Origin of the sequence: Agrococcus baldri (assembly GCA_900114805.1) — a bacterium.
Lineage (GTDB): Bacteria > Actinomycetota > Actinomycetes > Actinomycetales > Microbacteriaceae > Agrococcus > Agrococcus baldri.
The window spans coordinates 600,700-618,660 of sequence record FOZN01000001.1; the positions used below are offsets into that span (position 1 = coordinate 600,700).

Consider the following 17,961-nt stretch of genomic DNA (forward strand, 5'->3'; position numbering starts at 1 on the left):
AGTCCACGGCCAGTTTCGCTCGCTACGGTCGCCGCATGCTCACCGCCGCCGAGGTCGTCGATCTGCGCTTCTCGTCCGCCGGCCTCTTCCGTGCCGGCTACGCGGCCGACGCCGTCGACGACTGGCTCGACCACGTCATCCGCACCCTGCGCGCCTACGAGGGCGATGCGGAGGGCACGGTCGAGCTGCTCGCCGAGGATGCGCGCGAGACGACCCTGCCGACCGCGCGCGGCCGCGACGCCTACGCCACCGAGGAGGTGGACGTCGCGATCGAGCGCGTCGCGATCGCCCTCGCCGAGCACGAGCGCGAGGCCTGACCCGGCCTAGACTCGATCGGGTGAGCAACCACTGGATCCTGTCGTTCGTCTGCGACGACCGGCCGGGCATCGTGCACGCCATCTCCGGCGCCATCGTCGACTGCGGCGGCAACATCACCGAGTCGCAGCAGTTCTCCTCCGCCGACACCGACCGCTTCTTCATGCGGCTGCAGGTGCAGGCCGACGCCGAGCAGGCCGACTTCGAGTCGCGGCTCGCGCCGGTCGTCGAGCGGTACGGCATGCAGTGGCAGCTCGACGACGTCGGCCGCCCGCTCAAGACCCTGGTGCTGGTGTCGAAGGCGGCGCACTGCCTCAACGACATGCTCTTCCGCCAGCGCGCCGGCCAGCTCTCGGTCGACATCCCGCTGGTGATGTCGAACCATGCATCGCTCGGCTCGCTCGCCGCCTTCTACGACGTGCCCTTCGAGCACGCTCCGGTGACGGATGCGTCCACGAAGGCCGCGTTCGAGGCCCGCGTGCTCGAGGTGGTCGAGCAGGAGGGCATCGAGCTGGTGGTGCTCGCCCGGTACATGCAGATCCTCTCGCCGGAGCTGTGCGACGCGCTCGAGGGCCGGCTCATCAACATCCACCACTCCTTCCTGCCGGGCTTCAAGGGCGCCAACCCCTATCGGCAGGCGCACGCGCGCGGCGTCAAGCTCATCGGCGCCACCGCGCACTTCGTCACCAGCGACCTCGACGAGGGGCCGATCATCGAGCAGAACGTGGTGCGCGTCGACCACGCGCACTCCCCCGCGCAGCTGGTCGCGATCGGGCAGGACGAGGAGTCGCGCACGCTCTCACGCGCGGTGCAGTGGTTCGCCGAGGATCGCGTGCTGCTCGACGGGCAGCGCACCATCATCTTCCGCTGAACCGCATCGGCCGCCCTCTCGGGCGGCATCGCGGATTCATCGCGCGTTCATGTCCAGACCTCGCGAATGTCACAGGAGCCGGTTAGGTTGAACGGACCCCCTTGTCCCCGACGGAGTGGACCTATGCACGCACGCACACTGCTCGGCACCGGAACGGTCGCCGCGCTCGCCCTGACAGGCCTTGTCGCCACCCCAGCGATGGCGGCCGACCATCCGGTCATCAACGAGTTCTCGGTGAACATCACCGGGGTCGATGGTGGCGCCGAGTACGTCGAGCTCTACGCCGCACCGGGAACCGACCTCACCGGGCACATGGTGCTCGTCGTGAAGGGCGACAACCCGCACGACGACGCGGGCAAGCTCCTGCAGGCGACCGCCGCGCCCTCGCTCGACGCGTCCGGCTTCGGGCTCGTCAGCTATCCCTCGAACGGTCTGCAGAACGGCTCCATCTCGATCCTGCTCGTCGAGGGCACCGCCGCGAGCGGCGACACCGTCGACGCGAATCTCGACGGCACGATCGATGACGGCGTCGCCTTCACCGTCGTCGACTCGATCGCGATCCATGACGGCGGGGCAGCAGACCTCACCTACGGTCCCGTGCTGAGCGCCGCCTTCGACGACGGCGGCAACACCGTCGGCGGCGCGAGCCGCATCCCCGACGGCACCGACACCGACGCGCCGGCCGACTGGGTGCGCAACAGCTACGGCGGCGCAGGCCTCGTGCTCGACGGCAGGACTGACCTCGCCACGTCTCCCGCAGTAGGCGAGGCGTGGAACACGCCCGGCGCCGCCAACGAGGTGTTCGAGGCCGTGGAGCCGCCGGCCGACCTCAGCTGCGAGTCCGACGCGGTCGCGATCGGCGCCGTGCAGGGGACGACCGACACCAGCCCGCTCGACGGCGAGACCGTGACCGTGCGAGGCACTGTCACCGGTGACTGGCAGGTCGGCGGCCTCGACGGCGTCTCGCTGCAGGATGCAGGAGACGGCGACGCCGCGACCAGCGACGGCATCTTCGTATACGCGCCCGGCGCCGCAGACGTCGCCGAGGGCGACCTGCTCACCGTGTGGGGCATCGCCACCGAGTTCGACGGCATGACGCAGATCTCGAACGCCACCATCCTCGACTGCGGCCCGGGCGCGCTGCCCGACGCGGTGGACCTCGAGCTGCCGATCACCGACTACGAGTCGAGCGAGAGCATGCTCGTCACGCTCCCGCAGTCGCTCGCGATCCTCGAGTACTTCAACTACGGCCGCTACGGCGAGGTCGTCGTCGGCACCGAGCGCCAGATGCAGCCCACTGCCGTCGCCGCTCCCGGCTCCGACGAGGCAGCCGCCGTGCGCGCCGCCAACGCCGCGAACCGCATCACGATCGACGACGGCCGCTCGTCGCAGAACCCCGACCCGGCCATCCACCCGGGCAACCTCGAGGAGTTCACGCTCGCCAACTCGTTCCGCGGCGGCGACACGGTCACCGGCATCACCGGCGTGCTCGAGTACCGCCACGACCTGTGGCGCATGCAGCCCACCGCGGCCGGCACCTTCACCGAGGTGAACGCCCGTGAGGCGTCACCCGAGATCGAGGGCGCGAACCTCGAGATCGCCTCGTTCAACGTGCTGAACTACTTCACGACGCTCGGCGACCGCGGCGCGGTCACGGCGGAGGAGTTCGAGCGCCAGGAGGCGAAGATCGTCGCCGCCATCGACGAGCTCGACTCGGCCATCGTCGGCCTGCTCGAGATCGAGAACAACGGTGTCGCGCTCGACACCCTCGTCGCCGCCCTGAACGCGACGGCGGGTATCGAGCAGTGGGCCGGCATCGACACCGGCGTGCTCGGCACCGACGCGATCACGACCGCACTCATCTACCAGCCGGCGCTCGTCGCGCCGGAGGGCGCGCACGCCGTGCTCGATGCGACCGTCGACCCCCGCTTCGACGACTCGAAGAACCGTCCGGCGCTGGCGCAGACGTTCCGCGACCTCGCGAGCGACCGCACGCTCACCGTCGCCGTCAACCACCTGAAGTCGAAGGGCTCCGCGTGCGAGGGCGACACGGGTGAGCCCGAGCAGGGCAACTGCAACACGGTGCGCACCGAGGCTGCAGCGGCGCTGGCCGACTGGCTCGCCGGCGACCCGACCGGCGTCGCCCCTGACGGCTCGATCATCATCGGCGACCTGAACGCCTACGACCACGAGGACCCGATCACCACGCTCGAGGCGGCCGGCTTCACCGACCTGCTGGAGCAGTTCCAGGGCGAGGACGCCTACACCTACGTCTTCGACGGCCAGCTCGGCTACCTCGACTACGGTCTCGCCGACTCGGGAGCGCTGCCGTTCGTGGTCGGTGCCGCCGCCTGGCACGCGAACTCGGACGAGCCGAGCCTCATCGACTACACGATGGCGTTCAAGCAGCCCGCGCAGGATGCCCTGTTCGCGCCCGACCCCTTCCGGGCGAGCGACCATGACGCGGTCGTGATCGGGCTCGAGCTCCAGAGGTGGACCACGGGTGAGCCAGCGGTCGAGTCGTACGCCGGGGCCAACCGCTTCGAGTCCAACGCGCTCGTCTCGGCCGACACGTTCGCGCCGGGCACCGACGTGCTGCTCGCCTCCGGCGAGCTGTTCCCGGATGCGTTGGCCGCCGGTCCCGCCGCCGCCAGCATCGACGCGAGCCTGCTGCTGACGCGCGCCGGCACACTGCCGGCAGTGACCGCAGCGGAGCTCGAGCGGCTGCAGCCGCCGACGGTGACGATCATCGGCGGCACGCCGTCGGTCTCGAGCGCCGTCGTCGAGCGGGTGCTCGAGATCGTGCCGGGCGCGACGGTCGAGCGCATCGCGGGCGCGAACCGCTACGAGACGGCGGCGATGATCGCGCAGCGCTACTTCGGCGCCGCAGATCACGCGTTCATCGCCAGCGGTCAGGTGTTCGCCGACGCGGTCTCCGCGAGCGGCACCGCCTCGGCCATCGGCGACGTGCCCGTGCTGCTGACACCGCAGGCACAGGCCGATGCGGCGACCATCGCTGCGCTCGAGTCGCTCGGCGTGCAGTCGGCCACCGTGCTCGGCGGTCAGCCGTCGGTCTCGGATGCCGCCCTGCGCGCCTACCGGGCGACCGGCATCGAGGTGACCCGCCTCGCCGGCTCCGACCGCTACGCGACCAACGCCATGCTGGTCTCGGAGTTCATCACGCGCAGCAGCGGCCAGTCGATCGCCGTGGCATCGGGGCGCAACTTCCCCGACGCGCTCTCGGCCTCGATGATCGCCGGGGCCCACGACGCTCCGGTGCTGCTGGCTGTGGGCGCCTGCGTGACGCTCTCGGTCGAGGAGCAGATCGCGGCGCTCACGCCGGTCGCGGTCTACAACGTCGGCGGCCTGCCGACGCTCAACCCGGAGGCGTGGCGCACGGGCTGCTGAGCCGATGGCCCCGGCCGATGCAGCACTGCTGACGCCGCATCACTGATGCACAGGGCCCGCGCACCGATCCGTTCGGGCGCGGGCCCTGTCGCATGTCTGCGGGCCGCTCGCCGCATAGGCTGGCGGCATGACCGACACGCGCCTGCTGCTGACCGCAGGGCGTGCACTGGTCGAGGGCGTGCTGATGCCGGATGCGTGGGTGGAGTCCGAGCGCGGCATCATCACCGCGGTCGGCCAGGGAGCGCCGCCGCGCAGCCCCGATCTGGCGCTGCCGGATGCAACGCTCGCGCCGGGCTTCGTCGATCTCCACTGCCACGGCGCGCTCGGATCGGCCTTCGACGACGACGATCCCGAGTGGCAGTCGATCGCCGCCTTCCGCACGGCGCACGGCGCGACGCGCCAGGCGGTCTCGCTCGTGACCGCGCCGCTCGAGCAGCTGCTGCCGCGCGTCGCCGCGGCGGCCGCCGCGTGCGCCGCCGACGACGCACTGCTCTGCGTGCACCTGGAGGGTCCGTTCCTCGCGGACAGCCATCGCGGCGCCCACGATCCGGCTGCGCTGCAGGTGCCGACGCCGGATGCGGTCGAGCGGCTGCTCGAAGCGGGCGACGGGCGGCTGCTGCAGGTGACGATCGCGCCCGAGCTGCCCGACGCGCTCGACGCCATCGGCGGCTTCACCGACGCGGGTGTGCTCGTCGCCGTCGGCCACACGGGCGCCGACGCCGACACCGTGCGCGCCGCCTTCGACGCGGGCGCGACGCTGCTGACGCACGCCTGCAACGGCATGCCGCCGATGCACCACCGCTCCCCCGGACCGCTCGCCGCCGCGCTGCTCGATCCGCGCGTCACGCTCGAGGTCATCGCCGACGCCGAGCATGTCGCGCCCGAGATGCTCGCGCTGCTGCTGCAGGCGGCGCCCGGCCGCATCGCGCTCGTGACCGACGCCATGGCAGCGGCCGGCATGGCCGACGGCGACTACCGCATCGGTGCGCTCGACGTGCGGGTCGAGCACGGCCTGCCTCGGCTCGCGGCGGGCGGCTCGATCGCCGGCTCGACCCTCACGCCCGATCGCGCGATCCGGGTGCTCGTGGCCGCGGGCATCCCGCTCGGGGTCGCGCTCGATGCCGCGACGCGTGCACCGGCGGATGCGGTGGGTCGCGACGACCTCGGCATGCTCCGCGTGGGTGCGCGGGCAGACCTGGTCGCGCTCGATGCGCGGCTCGAGGTCGCGGCCGTCTGGTGCGACGGCGAGCGCCGATAGTCAGCGCCGCGCGGACTCCCGCAGCGCGGGCGAGAGGCGGCTCGCCGCCGCCTCGTCGACGATCACGATGACATCGGCATGCTGCTGCAGCGCGGTCGCGGGCCAAGCGGGTGAGACGGCGTCCTCGAGCGCGTGCGCCAGCGCATCCGCCTTCGCCTCTCCCTGCGCGACCAGCACGATGCGGCGCGCGTCGAGGATCGTGCCGACACCCTGGGTGACGCAGCGGCGCGGCACCTGGTCGGGGCTGTCGAAGAAGCGCGCGTTGTCGGCGATCGTCTCCGGCGCGAGCTCCGCCTCGCGGGTGCGGGAGTCGAGCGCCGAGCCGGGCTCGTTGAAGGCGATGTGGCCGTTGCGGCCGAGCCCCAAGATCTGCACGTCGACGCCACCGGCGGCCGTGATGCGCTGCTCGTAGGACGCGCATTCGGCGGCGAGATCGGCGGCAGTGCCGTCGGGCACGTGCACGCGCGCGGGGTCGAGGCCGAGCGGCTCGATCACCTGCTCGCGGACGACGGTGCGGTAGCTGTGCGGGTCGCCGTCGGGCAGTCCGACGTACTCGTCGAGCGCGAAGGCACTCGCGTCGCGCAGGTCGATCTCGCCGGCGGCCTGCCGGCGAGCGAGCTCGACGTAGACGCCGCTGGGCGACGAGCCGGTCGCGACGCCCAGCACGGGCGCGCGATCGCCGGGCAGCGCCTCGACGACGGCATCGGCGGCGAGCGTCGCGAGCTCGTGCGGCGAGCGCGCGATCGCCAGCCGGATCGTCGGGGTCATCGGAGCGCGCATCAGACGAGCCTAGCCGCGACGCCGGGCCGCGGCTGGCCCGCTACGACGCGGCGGCGGTCGCCTGATCGATCGCGTACAGCACCGAGCCGCCCGGCTCGCGATACGACGCGAGCCATCCGCCGGGGATCTGCGCAGGCTCGTCGACGACCGTGAGCCCCGCCGGCAGCGCCTCGTGGAACGCGACGACGCTGTCGACGACGAACATGGGTCCGGTCTCGGCGTCCGGGTCCTCGTCGATCATGATCTGCAGTTCGCTGCCGTCCTTCGTGAGCGCGACGGTCGATGCGCCCTCCCGCCAGAGCTCCGTGTAGCCGAGGCCGTCGCGGTACACCCCGAGCGTGGCCTCGAGGTCGGTCGTGGGCACGTACAGGATCTCGAGTCGCATCGCTTCCTCCATGCATGTCGTAATCAGATTATGTACAACGTAATGCAATGATGGCCTGGTGCGCCAGTGGATGCCGATCTCCAGCTCGCCGAAGGCGAGGCTCGCCCTCGCGGCTGTCGCCGCGTTCGGCACCCGGCCCTTCGCAGAGGTCGGCGTCGCGGAGCTCGCGGCGGACGCCGACGTCACGACGGGCGCGCTCTACCACCACTTCGGCAGCAAGCTCGGGCTCTACGCGTTCGTGCGCGACGACGTGGAGCGCCGCCTGCTCGACCGCGTGGAGGGCGCCCTCGCGACGGCGGCGGGCGACGAGGCGACCGCGCGCATCGTGCCGGCGATCGTCGTGGGCTTCGACTTCGCGGTGCGCGAGGGCTTCCTGCACCTGCTCGACGCGCCGCCGCCGGGCGCGGAGGCCGACCGGCTCGTCGAGACCCTGCGGAGTGCGGCGCCCACCGCGTCGCCCGTGCTCGCCGACATACTCGCCGCGGCCCTCCGCGCCGCTGTGCACGCCGTCGGCGCGGGTGCCGATGCCGATGATGCGCGGGACGCGCTGCAGTCGCTCGCCGTGCATGGCTCGGCCGATCGGCCCGGCCGCGACTTCTAGCCTGAGATGCGCCTCCGGCGAGGCGGCCTACCGGAAGTCGCGAGAGCCGCGGCTGGGCACGTCGAAGCGCTCCAGCCGGTCGGCCAGCAGCGCGATGACGCCCTCCTCGGTGCGCTGCAGCATGCCCCGGATGATGAGCGCCGGCGCGTGCCTGGCGACCTGCTTCTGGTTGAGCCACAGCCCCTTCGAGACGATCACGTTGAGCATGCCCGTCTCATCTTCGAGGTTCATGAAGGTCACGCCCTGCGCGGTGCGCGGCCGCTGCCGGTGCGTCACCACGCCCGCCGCCTGCACGCGCCTGCCCGGCTCGGCCTCGCCGAGCGCCGCGATCGGCAGCACCCCGCGGCCCCCGAGCATTGCCCGCGCGTGCCGCACCGGGTGGTCGTCGGGGGCGACGCCGGTCGCCCAGATGTCGAGCGCCACCTGCTCCTCGGCGCTCAGCAGCGGCAGCAGCGGCACCTGCAGGCTCACCTGCGAGCCCTCCAGCTGATCCTCTCGCTCGGTCGAGGCCGGTCCCGCCAGCCACAGCCCCTCGCGGCGGCCGACCCCCAGCCCGTCGAGCGCGCCGGCGGTCGCGAGCGCCTCGAGCTCGCCGCGGCCGAGATCGGCGCGGCGGGCGAGGTCGTGGATGTCGCGCAGCGGCTGCGCCGCACGGGCGGCGACGATGCGCTCGGCGGCCGGCGCGCCGATGCCATGCACCTCGGCGAGCCCCATCCGCACCGCGAAGCCGGCGTCGCGGCGATGCCGATCCCGCTGCGCCAGCGACTCGCTCGCGCTCAGCGGCACGGGCGGCTGCTCGTGCGCCAAGCACGCGTCGTCGCCCGGCGTGCGCGCACCGGCTGCGGCAGGCTCGTGCCGCTCGAGCCCCGCAGCGACGCCCGAGTGCACCACGTCGGGCCGCAGCGTCTCGACGCCGTGCCTGGACGCATCCGCCACCAGCGTCTGCGACGACCAGAACCCCATCGGCTGGCTGCGCAGCAGGCCCGCGAGGAACGCCGCCGGGTAGTGCAGCTTCAGCCAGGAGGAGGCGTAGACGAGCTTCGCGAAGGCGAGCGAGTGCGACTCGGCGAAGCCGAAGCCTGCGAAGGCCTCGATCTTGCGGTAGATCGCCTCGCCGGTCGCCTCATCGATGCCGTTCGCGGCCATGCCCGCGAAGAGCTTCGCCCGCAGCGCCTCGATCTTCTCCTTCGAGCGCTTCGAGCCGATCGCGCGCCGCAGCTGGTCGGCCTCGCCCGCGTCGAAGCCGCCGACCGCGACCGACATCTGCATCAGCTGCTCCTGGAACAGCGGCACGCCCAGGGTGCGCTCGAGCACCGGCTCGAGCAGCGGGTGCGCGTAGCTGATCGGCTCCTGGCCGCTGCGGCGGCGGAGGTAGGGATGCACGGCGTCGCCCTGGATGGGGCCGGGGCGGATGAGCGCGATCTCGATCACCAGGTCGTAGAACGAGCGGGGCTTGAGCCTGGGCAGGGTGGCGAGCTGCGCGCGCGACTCGACCTGGAAGACGCCCACCGCATCCCCCTCGCAGAGCATGTCGTAGACCCCTGCCTCCTCGAGCGGGATGGTCGCGAGCGACCACTCCTCGCCCGTGTGCTCGGCCGCGAGCGCCATGGTGTGCGACATGGCGCCGAGCATGCCCAGGCCCAGCAGGTCGAACTTGACCAGGCCCATCCACTCGCAGTCGTCCTTGTCCCACTGCAGCACGGTGCGGTCCTTCATGCGCGCCGGCTCGATCGGGCAGACCGTGCCGACCGGCTGCTCGGTGAGCACCATGCCGCCGGAGTGGATGCCGAGGTGCCGGGGCGCGTGCAGGAACTCGCCCGCCAGCAGCGCCACCGGCTCGGGGATCGAGCCCTCGTCGACCTTCGAGTAGGACTCCACCGACTTCGACCAGGCGTTCTGCTGGCCGACGGCGTAGCCGAGCGCCTTCGCGGCGTCGCGCACCGCCGACTTCGGGCGGTAGGTGATGACGTTGGCGACCTGCGCGGCGTTGCGGCGGCCGTACCGCTCGTAGACGTGCTGGATGACCTCCTCTCGGCGGTCGGCGTCGAAGTCGATGTCGATGTCGGGCTCCTCCTCGCGCATCATCGAGATGAAGCGCTCGAAGGGCAGCCGGTAGCGGATGGGATCGACGGCGGTGATGCCGAGGATGAAGCAAACCGCGCTCGCGACCGCGCTGCCGCGGCCCTGGCAGAGGATGCCGCGGCCGTGCGCGAACTCGGCGATCTCGAACACGATCAGGAAGTAGCCGGCGAAGCCCTTCTCGTCGATCAGGCGCAGCTCGTGCTCGAGCCGGTCGCGCACGATGCTGCTGCTCGGGCGGCCGTCGCCGCCGGTCGCGTAGACCCGCGGCAGCCGCTCGGCGACGAGCGCCCGCAGCCAGCTGATGGGCGTGTGGCCGACCGGCACCTCGGTCTTCGGCAGCTTCGGGGAGGCGGCGCGCAGGTCGAAGGCCAGCTCGCGGCCGAGCGCGGCCGCGGTGTCGACCGCGCTCGGGAAGGCGCGGAAGCGGCGGGCCATCACCGCCCCAGAGCGCAGCGACGGCACGCCGCCGGCGGGCAGCCAGGCGTCGATCTCGTCGATCGAGCGGCGAGCACGCACCGCCGCCACCGCATCGCCCAGCTGCTGGCTCGCCGGTGAGGCGATGTGCGCGTTCGTGGTGGCGATCACCGGCAGCCCGCGCCGCTCGGCGAGCCCGGCCAGCACCCGGTTGCGCTCGAAGTCGCGCGGGTCGCCGATGTCGCTCAGCTCGACGGCGACGCGGTCTCGGCCGAACAGCGCCGTGAGCCGGTCGAGCTCGTGACCGGCCGCATCCGCGCCCTCGTGGTTGGCTCCGAAGCGGTCGAGCGCCTGGCGCACGCCTCCCTTGCGGCAGCCCGAGAGGATCATCCACTCGCCGCGCGCGGCCTCGGCGAGCGTCTCCAGCCCGAAGATCGGCCGCCCCTTCTCGCCCGGCCCGTGGATGTCGCTGGTGAGGTAGCCGTCGGTGAGCGCCGAGGCGAGCGCCGCGTAGCCGGCCGGTCCGGTCGCGAGCGCCACCAGGTGGCTGCCGTCGGGGTCGGGGATGCCGTTCTGCGGCGTCTCGAGGCCGAGCGTGAACTCGGTGCCGAACACGGTCGGCAGCTGCGCCTCGGCGGCGGCCTCGGCGAAGCGCACCGCACCGTAGAGGCCGTCGTGGTCGACCAGCGCGAGCGCCTCGAGGCCCAGCCTGCGCGCCTCGTTGACCAGCTCGGCGGGGCTCGAGGCGCCGTCGAGGAAGGAGTAGTGCGAGTGCGCGTGCAGCTCGGCGTAGGGGGTGGCTCTGCCTTCGGCAGGCACGCGGATGCGCGGACGGCGGGCGTCGTCGAGCTCGGTCGCGTGGGCCGTCTTGCCGGCGCCCACGTCGCGGTCGCTGAGGATGCCCTCGAGCTCGCGCCAGGGCATCGCCGGGTTGTTCCAGCCGGCCATCGCTCCTCCTCTCCCCCTCTTTCCCTTCTCAGCCCTTCCCGCTCCTCGTGCCGCGCCGCCTGCCGGTCAGACGGACGCCTGGTCGCAGACCCGCCGAAACCGCGTTGCGGAACCAGGGAGCCGTCTGACGGACGAGCGTGCGCGGCGACCGTCACGCATAGCGGCCCTCCGCGAGCCAGGCGCCGTCGGCGTGCAGCAGCACCCACGCCTCACCCTCGCCGTCGAGCAGCTGCACGCGGTGCACCGTGTCGCCGAGCTCCCGGCGGCGGATCGGCCACGGCCCCGCCCAGGCCACCACCCGGCGGCGCGCGGCGGCGGGCGGCGAGAAGACGGCGGGGGATGCCTCGCGCACATCGAGCGCGTCGGGCTCGACCGGCAGGCCGGCGGCATCGGTGAGCAGCACCGGCAGCGGCGGGCGGAAGACGACGCTCGGCCGCGGGGCGGGCAGCGCGCCCGGCCACGGCCCCGCCGACGGGATCGGTGCCGCATCGCCCCAGGGGGTGAGCACCCCGCGCTCGGCCAGCAGCCTGCCGCCGCCGGTGGCCGCCGTCAGCACCGCCTCCCGGCCGAGCATGCTCTGCAGCCGCTCGAGCGCGTGCTTCGTGCGGTCGTCGATGCCGCCGCCGCCCCACAGGCCCGGCATGTGGGAGGCCTGCGCATCGAGCCGCTCGGGCAGCGCCTGCACCTCGACGAGCGCCGAGCCGAGCTCGCTCTCGGTCAGCTGCCAGCGCATCCGGTCGACGATGTCGCCCGCGCGCAGGAATCCGGGCTGTCGCCACAGCCGCTCGCTCACGCGGCCCTCCTCGCCGCGCAGCACGATGCGGATCTCGCTGCACACCAGCCGCTGCTCGGCCAGCTGCCGCACGAAGCGATCGACCGGCTCGCGCACGGCGAGCGCCAGCTCCGCCACCCCCTCGATGCCGGGCTCGAAGACCAGCCGAAGCGCGCGCTCCTCCCCCAGCCCGGTGTCGTCGATGCGGCGGTCGTCGAGCCCGCGGGCGCGGGCGAGCGCGATGACCCCTGCGGCACCGAAGCGATCGCGGATGCTGTCGTCGGGCAGCTGCGCGAAGCCGGCGAGCGTGTGCACGCCGAGGCGGTGCAGCATGCTCGGCAGCTCGTCGTCGCCGAGCACCCCGACCGGCAGCGGGCCGAGGAAGTCGCGGCTGCGGTCGGCGGGCACGATCACCTCGCCGCCGGGCGTCCCGGCAGCGGTGCCGGCCGCCAGCTCCGCGGTGAAGCGGTCGTCGGCGACACCGAACGCAGCGACCAGGCCGAGCTGCGCGAGCGCGCCCCGCACCGCCTCGATCGCGCGCGGCTCGGAGCCGTAGAACCTGCTGGCCCCGCGCATCCGGAACGCCAGTGCGCCGTCGCCGATCGGCTGCGCGGCCGGCACGACGGTGAGCACCGTGCGCACGATCTGCTCGAACGCGAGCGCCTCCCCCACCGGGTCGGCCTGGGCGAGCGCGAGCATGGGCGCTGCCGCCTGCGCGTCGCGCACCCGCATGCCGACCCGCACGCCGTCGACCCGCGCACCCTCGTCGCAGGCGACGATGCGCAGCGCGTGCACGATCGCGCCCGGCGCCCCCTGCTCGCCGCCCGCCGGCAGGGCACCGGTCTGGCGCGCGACGACGACCGGCCAGTCGGGTACGCGCAGCACGCCGACGCGGCTCTCGCGCATGCGCGCGCTCCGCTGGGGCGCATCCGCTGCCGGGTGCTCGACGGTCTCGCTGGTCATGCATCCATGATCGAACACACGTTCGAATCAAGCAAGTGGATGCGGTGTGTCGCCAAGGCCGGGATCCTGCGTCGTGCATCCGGCCGGCACCGACGCCGGGCAGGCGGAAGTGCGGGACGCCGTGACACGCCCCGCACCTCCCACGGATCACCGCGTCGTGCGCAGGCGGCGCGTGCCGATCATCAGGAGCGAACCCAGCGCCATGAGCGCGAGTGCCAGCGGCAGGATGCCGGAGAGCTCGGCGCCCGTCTGCGGCAGCTCCGCAGCGGCGTCGGCCGTCACCGGCAGGCTCGCGCGATCGTCGGCCGGCGTGTCACCGCTGGGGACATCGACCTTGCCGTCATCGCCGGGGTCACCAGGCGTGCCCGGGTCGCCGGGCTCACCGGGCGTACCGGGGTCACCAGGCGTGCCCGGGTCACCAGGCTCACCGGGCGTGCCCGGGTCACCGGGCTCACCGGGCGTACCGGGGTCGCCGGGCGTACCCGGGTCACCAGGCTCACCAGGCGTACCCGGGTCACCAGGCTCGCCGGGGTCGCCAGGCTCACCAGGCGAGCCGGGGTCAACGGGCGTGCTGGCGGTCATGCAGTCGCTGGTCGTCGCATCGCCGACGAGGCCGATCGCGTTGCAGCCGACAGCCACCGGCACCTGCACGCCGATGTCGCCGAGCAGCCCATCCAGGATGCCGCCGTCACCAGTGGTCGAGCCGTTGGATCCCGTGGTCTCCGAGGAGGACTCGACGCTCGAGCCCTCGCTCGTCGCGTCGCCCAGCACGCCGACGGCGTTGCCGCCGACCGCGATCGGCGCTGCTGCGTCGATCACCGCCTGCGTACCGCCCAGCAGACTGCCGTCACCAGAGGTGACCGGCATGTCTGAACCACCGGCCGTGCCCGACTCGGTCATCGCACCATCGCTGGACGCATCACCGAGCACCGCGACAGCGTTGCCGCCCGCCGCGATCGGCGCCACCACAGCACCGACGACCTGCGTGCCCGAGAGCACACCGTCCTCGCCCGACGTGGACGACGCATCCGCCGACGAACCCGCCGACGAGGCCGACCCCGTCATCGCGCCGCTGCTCCAGGCATCGCCCAGCACGCCGACGGCGTTGCCGCCGACGCTGATGGGCGCTGCCACGTCGGCCAGCGCCTGGGTGCCGCCCAGCAGGCTGTCGTCGCCCGAGGTCGACGCTGCCGCCGCCTCGTCGCCGCCCGCTGCGCCTGCCGTCGACTCCGCGGTCGAGCTCTCGCTCGTCGCGTCGCCTGCCACACCGATCGCGTTGCCCGCGATCGTCACCGGCACGTCGACCGCCACGAGCGCCGCCGTGCCCGAGAGCACACCGTCGATGCCGGAGGTCGAGACATCGGCCGACGGCGATTCAGCCGCCGGCGCGGTCGACGTCGTGGACGCATCCGTCGTCTCGGCATCGCCGAGCACGCCGAGGGCTGTGCCGCTGATCGTCACCGGCAGCGAGACATCCACCACCGCCTGGTTTCCCGAACCGATGGCATCGGTGCCGTCGGTCTCTGCTGCACTGGCGATCCCAGTGCCTGCGGCCCACAGGCCGCCCGCGACCGCTGCTGTGCACAGCGCTCGCCACATGAGCTTGTTCATCGCTCTGCCTTTCGTTGAGTGATCTGCCATCCCGCTCCGGGACGGCTGCATGCCGCGCTGGCGCGGCCGCGGATCGCTCAATCAGGGCTGGCGGTGTGCTCCTCGACGATCGAGGCGGGGGTGCGGTCGTGCTCGATCGCACCGGCCTGGCCGCTCGCGGGGGCGGGCAGCTGGTGGGCATGGGTCTCGGCTGCGGGCGAGGCAGCACCACTCGCGCCGCCGCTCGATGCGGCGGGCGCGGCGGGTGCGATCGCCGGCGGTGCGGCCGGCGACAGCGGCACCGCTCGATCGAGCGGCTGCGGATCGCCCGGCTGCATGGTGGGCACCTCTGCTGTCGAGGTCGGCCGCACGTCGACGAGCGCTGCCGCGACCAGCGCCTCGAGCGATGACGGGGCACCGGATCGCGCTGCGGGGGTCGACTCGAGGGCCGCATTGCCGAGGGCGGCGCCGTCGATCGCTGCGGGGGCGACCGCGTCGTCGAGGGCGGGGGCGGATGCGTCGCCATCGGCCGCGTCGTCGGCCGGAGGCGCCGCCGGGGTCGGTGCCGCAGGCGTCGGTGCCGGCTGCTGCGGCGGGGTGACCCCTTCGACGACTGCCTCGACCACCGGCGCGGTGATCCGCTCGACCGGATCGTCGCCCACCACGTCGCTGATGACCGGAAGGGCAGCGACGGTGTCGTCGACGGCGCGCACCACGGGGGCGACCACATCGTCGGCGACCTCGTCGACGAGCTCGACCACCGGCGCCAGCACCGGTTGGGCCACGGGCTCGACTGGGGCGGTGACGGTTGCGACGACTCCCGTCACGGGTGCGGCGATGTCGACCACTGCATCTGAGGCGGCCGCGGCGACATCGCCGACGGGCTCGGTGATCTCCGTGAGCAGGTCGCCGACCGGCTGCGTCACGTCGCCGAGCGCAGTGCCGACGAGCCCGACGAGCGAGCCGTCTCGGCGCTCGCCCTCGTCAGCGCTGGCAGTCGACGCGCCGAGCAGGAGGGAGAAGGAGAGGGCGCCGAGGGTGGCGGCGCCGGTGGCGAGCGCGAGGCGCAGCAGGCGGGAGCTGCTGCTCGCTGCGCCCAGTGCCATGGCTGCCTCCCGAGTCGTGACTTCGTCGGCGTTCCTCCGCCACGCTACGGCGGACGTCGACGAAGGGCAATGAAACTCGGGAATCTCTCAGGAACGGCCTCCGGTCATGCCGCCGGCTGGTGCTGCAGCTCCTCCCCGGGCTCGGCCGCGGCGGCGGCCGGTGCGCCATCGCCGCCGATCGGGATGCGCGCCCACCGCGGAGCGCCGCCGGAGGCCGCCTCGACGACGAGGCTGCCGGCGGCGATCCTGCCGTCGCCGGCATCGAGCCCCTGCCACTCGGCGCGCACGCTGCGCACGACTGTGGCCGCGTTCGGCCAGGGTCCTGCCACGAGCAGCGTCGAGGACGCCTGCCGCAATCGCGCCGCGAGCCGGGCGGCATCGGTGGGGCTCACGCTGCCGGGCGAGGCTGCGAGCACCACCGGCATCGCCTCCGCCAGGCTCGCGACCACGTCGAGCCACGAGCGGCCCGGATGGGGCACGAGCGCCACGCGCTCGATCGGCACGCCCAGGTCGCGGGCGGCCTCGACGCCGAGATCCGGCATGCCGACGATCGCACCCCACGCGCCGGCCGGCATGGCGGCGCCCAGGCAGACGAGTGCGAGGCTGCGCGACTCGATGCTGTGGGCGGCGCCGGAGCGCAGCCGGCGCACGACCTCCTCGAGCCCGGCTGGTGCCGACTCGTCGAGCGAGGGCACCGCGTGCTGCGGCGACGCCTGCTGCATGCCGCGCAGGCGTGCGCGCAGCGCCTCGACGGTCGCCGTGCGGTCCTCACCCGCGCGGCGCTCGAGTCGTGCCGGAACCCGTGTGCTCACCCCTCCATGATCGAACGTGTGTTCGATCGATGTCAATCGTGGTCGGCGTGTCGACGATCAGCGGCGATGACCGCCCCGTCGTGCACCGCTGCCGGGGTCACGAATCCGTAACGATGATCCCGGGCGCGCGCAGCCGCCTCGCTGCGGGTCGCACGCTATGGAGGGATGCGGGAAGATCGAGCAGGAGCACGCACACGCGGGAGGAGGGCACCATGCAGGCAGCCAGCGCCGCGCCGTCCGCGCCGATCCTCTGCGTGACGACGAATCCCGCGATCGACATCACCTACACGATGGACGAGCTCCGGATCGGCACCAGCCATCGCGTCGAGACCGGTCTCTCGCGCGCTGGCGGCAAGGGCGTCAACGTCGCCCGCGTGCTGCACCAGCACGGCGAGCCGGCGGTCGTGATCGCGCCCATCGGCGGCCCCGTGCGAGTGCTGTTCGTGCACGACCTCGACCGCTCCGGCATTGCGCACCGCCTCGTCGAGGTCGACTCCCCCACGCGCCGCACCACGGCGATCGTGACACCCGCGGGCACCACCAATCTCAACGAGCGCGGTGAGGCCATCAGCGCCGACGACTGGGACCGGCTGCTCGCGATCGTGCGCGCGGAAGCGCCTGCCGCCCGTGTCCTCGTCTCCTCCGGCTCGCTGCCGCCGGAGACGCCTGGCGGCTTCTGCGCGAGCGTCGTCGAGGTCGCTGCCGCCGCCGGCAAGCCGGTCATCGTCGACGTCGGCGGCGAGCAGCTGCGGCAGGCCATGGCCGCGGGCGCCACCGCCGTCAAGCCCAACCGGCACGAGCTCTTCGACGCCATGGGCGGCGCCGACCCGCTCGACGCTGCACGCCGGCTGGCAGCCGACGGCACGGGCGTGGTCTTCGCCTCGCTCGACGTCGAGGGCATGCTCGCGGTGCTGCCGGATGGCCGCGCCTGGCACGCGCAGCTCGACCACGTGCTCGACGGCAATCCCACCGGGGCGGGCGACGCCGCTGTCGCCGCGCTCGCGCTGGCGGTCGCCGAGGGAGCGACGCTCGAGGAGCAGCTCGCCAGGGCCACCGCGTGGTCGGGAGCGGCCGTGCTCGCCGCGCAGGCGGGCTCGATCGTCGACGCCGAGCGGCTGGCCGCGCGCATCCGCATCACGCCCATCGGGTGACCTGACGAGGCACTCAACTTCCATGTGGCAGCGGCGCGAGCGCTGGTACGGTGTGCCCATGACGAACCTGCGCCTCGAAGAGCTCTCCGCCGCGAACGTCGTCGCGGCAAACGGCATGACGCTGAAGCGAGGCCAAGAGGCCTTCCTCGCCGCCAACGCGAAGCTCGAGGAATTCGTCAACACGCAGAGCGCCTGGCAGCGCGTCATCTTCGACGGCGACGAGCCGGTCGCCTACGTGATGGCCAACTTCGATCCCGAGGTCGACCGCGAGGAGTACCGCTCGAGCATCCTCCGCATGTACGTCGCGGGCGAGGCGCAGCGCCGCGGCGTCGGCACCTTCACCGTCGATAAGGTCGCTGAGGAGGCCAAGCGCCTGGGCTTCGACAGCGTCTACGCGGTGTGGGAGGAGGACGACCTGGGGCCGGGCAACTTCTTCCAGGCCGTCGGCTTCGAGGTCATCGGCGAGAACGAGTACGGCGAGTCCATCGGGCGCAAGTCGCTCTGA

General features: G+C 73.1%; 14 protein-coding genes. 7 read left to right on the top strand and 7 right to left on the bottom strand.

The genetic code is table 11. The features are described 5' to 3' along the window. Nucleotides 1-35: 35 nt before the first annotated feature. The 4 genes from BM288_RS14210 (at nucleotide 36) to BM288_RS02905 (ending at nucleotide 5,852) form a co-directional block, all read left to right on the top strand. Nucleotides 36-317, top strand: a complete 282-nt coding sequence (locus BM288_RS14210) for a DivIVA domain-containing protein (RefSeq protein ID WP_143102993.1) — start codon at nucleotides 36-38, stop codon at nucleotides 315-317. Nucleotides 318-337: 20 nt separating this feature from the next. Next, nucleotides 338-1,186 carry a formyltetrahydrofolate deformylase gene (gene purU / locus BM288_RS02895; protein ID WP_143102994.1) on the top strand — a complete coding sequence of 283 codons (849 nt, stop codon included), beginning with the start codon at nucleotides 338-340 and terminating at the stop codon, nucleotides 1,184-1,186. 123 nt (nucleotides 1,187-1,309) lie between these two features. After that, nucleotides 1,310-4,594 carry an ExeM/NucH family extracellular endonuclease gene (locus BM288_RS02900; RefSeq protein ID WP_092915655.1) on the top strand — a complete coding sequence of 1,095 codons (3,285 nt, stop codon included), beginning with the start codon at nucleotides 1,310-1,312 and terminating at the stop codon, nucleotides 4,592-4,594. 127 nt (nucleotides 4,595-4,721) lie between these two features. After that, entirely contained in the window at nucleotides 4,722-5,852 is a 1,131-nt protein-coding gene (locus BM288_RS02905; protein ID WP_092915657.1) for an N-acetylglucosamine-6-phosphate deacetylase, read from the top strand. Here the strand turns inward: BM288_RS02905 and nagB are convergent, their stop codons facing one another. Both nagB and BM288_RS02915 read right to left on the bottom strand, forming a co-directional pair. Then, nucleotides 5,853-6,632 carry a glucosamine-6-phosphate deaminase gene (nagB, locus tag BM288_RS02910; protein WP_318255297.1) on the bottom strand — a complete coding sequence of 260 codons (780 nt, stop codon included), beginning with the start codon at nucleotides 6,630-6,632 and terminating at the stop codon, nucleotides 5,853-5,855. 40 nt (nucleotides 6,633-6,672) lie between these two features. Beyond that, nucleotides 6,673-7,017 carry a VOC family protein gene (locus BM288_RS02915; protein WP_143102996.1) on the bottom strand — a complete coding sequence of 115 codons (345 nt, stop codon included), beginning with the start codon at nucleotides 7,015-7,017 and terminating at the stop codon, nucleotides 6,673-6,675. 58 nt (nucleotides 7,018-7,075) lie between these two features. Here BM288_RS02915 and BM288_RS02920 point away from each other — a divergent pair, with 58 nt between their 5' ends. Then, entirely contained in the window at nucleotides 7,076-7,618 is a 543-nt protein-coding gene (locus tag BM288_RS02920) for a TetR/AcrR family transcriptional regulator (RefSeq protein ID WP_092915661.1), read from the top strand. Between the two features lie 27 nt (nucleotides 7,619-7,645). Here BM288_RS02920 and BM288_RS02925 read toward each other — a convergent pair whose 3' ends face one another. The 5 genes from BM288_RS02925 to BM288_RS14215 all read right to left on the bottom strand — a co-directional run bounded on the left by BM288_RS02925 (nucleotide 7,646) and on the right by BM288_RS14215 (nucleotide 16,305). Beyond that, complete coding sequence (locus BM288_RS02925) at nucleotides 7,646-11,062, bottom strand: error-prone DNA polymerase (RefSeq protein ID WP_092915663.1); 3,417 nt, start codon at nucleotides 11,060-11,062, stop codon at nucleotides 7,646-7,648. Nucleotides 11,063-11,213: 151 nt separating this feature from the next. Then, a complete protein-coding gene (locus BM288_RS02930) occupies nucleotides 11,214-12,797 on the bottom strand; it encodes a DNA polymerase Y family protein (RefSeq protein WP_092915665.1) in 1,584 nt (527 codons plus the stop codon). Nucleotides 12,798-12,944: 147 nt separating this feature from the next. Continuing rightward, nucleotides 12,945-14,408: a collagen-like triple helix repeat-containing protein gene (locus BM288_RS14390; protein ID WP_177220226.1), complete on the bottom strand. Its 1,464-nt coding sequence runs from the start codon at nucleotides 14,406-14,408 to the stop codon at nucleotides 12,945-12,947. A 77-nt stretch (nucleotides 14,409-14,485) separates the two neighbouring features. Next, on the bottom strand, nucleotides 14,486-15,493 hold the full coding sequence (locus BM288_RS02940; protein ID WP_092915667.1) for a hypothetical protein: 1,008 nt from the start codon (nucleotides 15,491-15,493) through the stop codon (nucleotides 14,486-14,488). Between the two features lie 104 nt (nucleotides 15,494-15,597). Next, nucleotides 15,598-16,305 (bottom strand): hypothetical protein, encoded by a 708-nt coding sequence (locus BM288_RS14215; protein WP_143102997.1) that lies wholly within the window; start codon nucleotides 16,303-16,305, stop codon nucleotides 15,598-15,600. 212 nt (nucleotides 16,306-16,517) lie between these two features. On the opposite strand from BM288_RS14215, the gene BM288_RS14220 reads away from it, so the two are divergent. Together BM288_RS14220 and BM288_RS02950 are read left to right on the top strand one after the other, a co-directional pair. Beyond that, nucleotides 16,518-17,456, top strand: a complete 939-nt coding sequence (locus BM288_RS14220; RefSeq protein WP_177220227.1) for a 1-phosphofructokinase family hexose kinase — start codon at nucleotides 16,518-16,520, stop codon at nucleotides 17,454-17,456. Nucleotides 17,457-17,514: 58 nt separating this feature from the next. After that, nucleotides 17,515-17,961, top strand: coding sequence for a GNAT family N-acetyltransferase (locus BM288_RS02950; protein ID WP_092915669.1), 447 nt, complete (start codon nucleotides 17,515-17,517; stop codon nucleotides 17,959-17,961).

Bases quoted from the DNA above. Each gene is read 5' to 3' on its own strand.
- BM288_RS14220 (WP_177220227.1), top strand. From the start codon at position 16,518: ATGCAGGCAGCCAGCGCCGCGCCGTCCGCGCCGATCCTCTGCGTGACG.
- BM288_RS02940 (WP_092915667.1), bottom strand. From the start codon at position 15,493: ATGGCACTGGGCGCAGCGAGCAGCAGCTCCCGCCTGCTGCGCCTCGCG.
- BM288_RS02925 (WP_092915663.1), bottom strand. From the start codon at position 11,062: ATGGCCGGCTGGAACAACCCGGCGATGCCCTGGCGCGAGCTCGAGGGC.
- BM288_RS14390 (WP_177220226.1), bottom strand. From the start codon at position 14,408: ATGAACAAGCTCATGTGGCGAGCGCTGTGCACAGCAGCGGTCGCGGGC.
- BM288_RS14210 (WP_143102993.1), top strand. From the start codon at position 36: ATGCTCACCGCCGCCGAGGTCGTCGATCTGCGCTTCTCGTCCGCCGGC.
- BM288_RS02905 (WP_092915657.1), top strand. From the start codon at position 4,722: ATGACCGACACGCGCCTGCTGCTGACCGCAGGGCGTGCACTGGTCGAG.
- BM288_RS02930 (WP_092915665.1), bottom strand. From the start codon at position 12,797: ATGACCAGCGAGACCGTCGAGCACCCGGCAGCGGATGCGCCCCAGCGG.
- BM288_RS02915 (WP_143102996.1), bottom strand. From the start codon at position 7,017: ATGCGACTCGAGATCCTGTACGTGCCCACGACCGACCTCGAGGCCACG.
- BM288_RS02950 (WP_092915669.1), top strand. From the start codon at position 17,515: ATGACGAACCTGCGCCTCGAAGAGCTCTCCGCCGCGAACGTCGTCGCG.
- nagB (WP_318255297.1), bottom strand. From the start codon at position 6,632: ATGCGCGCTCCGATGACCCCGACGATCCGGCTGGCGATCGCGCGCTCG.
- BM288_RS02900 (WP_092915655.1), top strand. From the start codon at position 1,310: ATGCACGCACGCACACTGCTCGGCACCGGAACGGTCGCCGCGCTCGCC.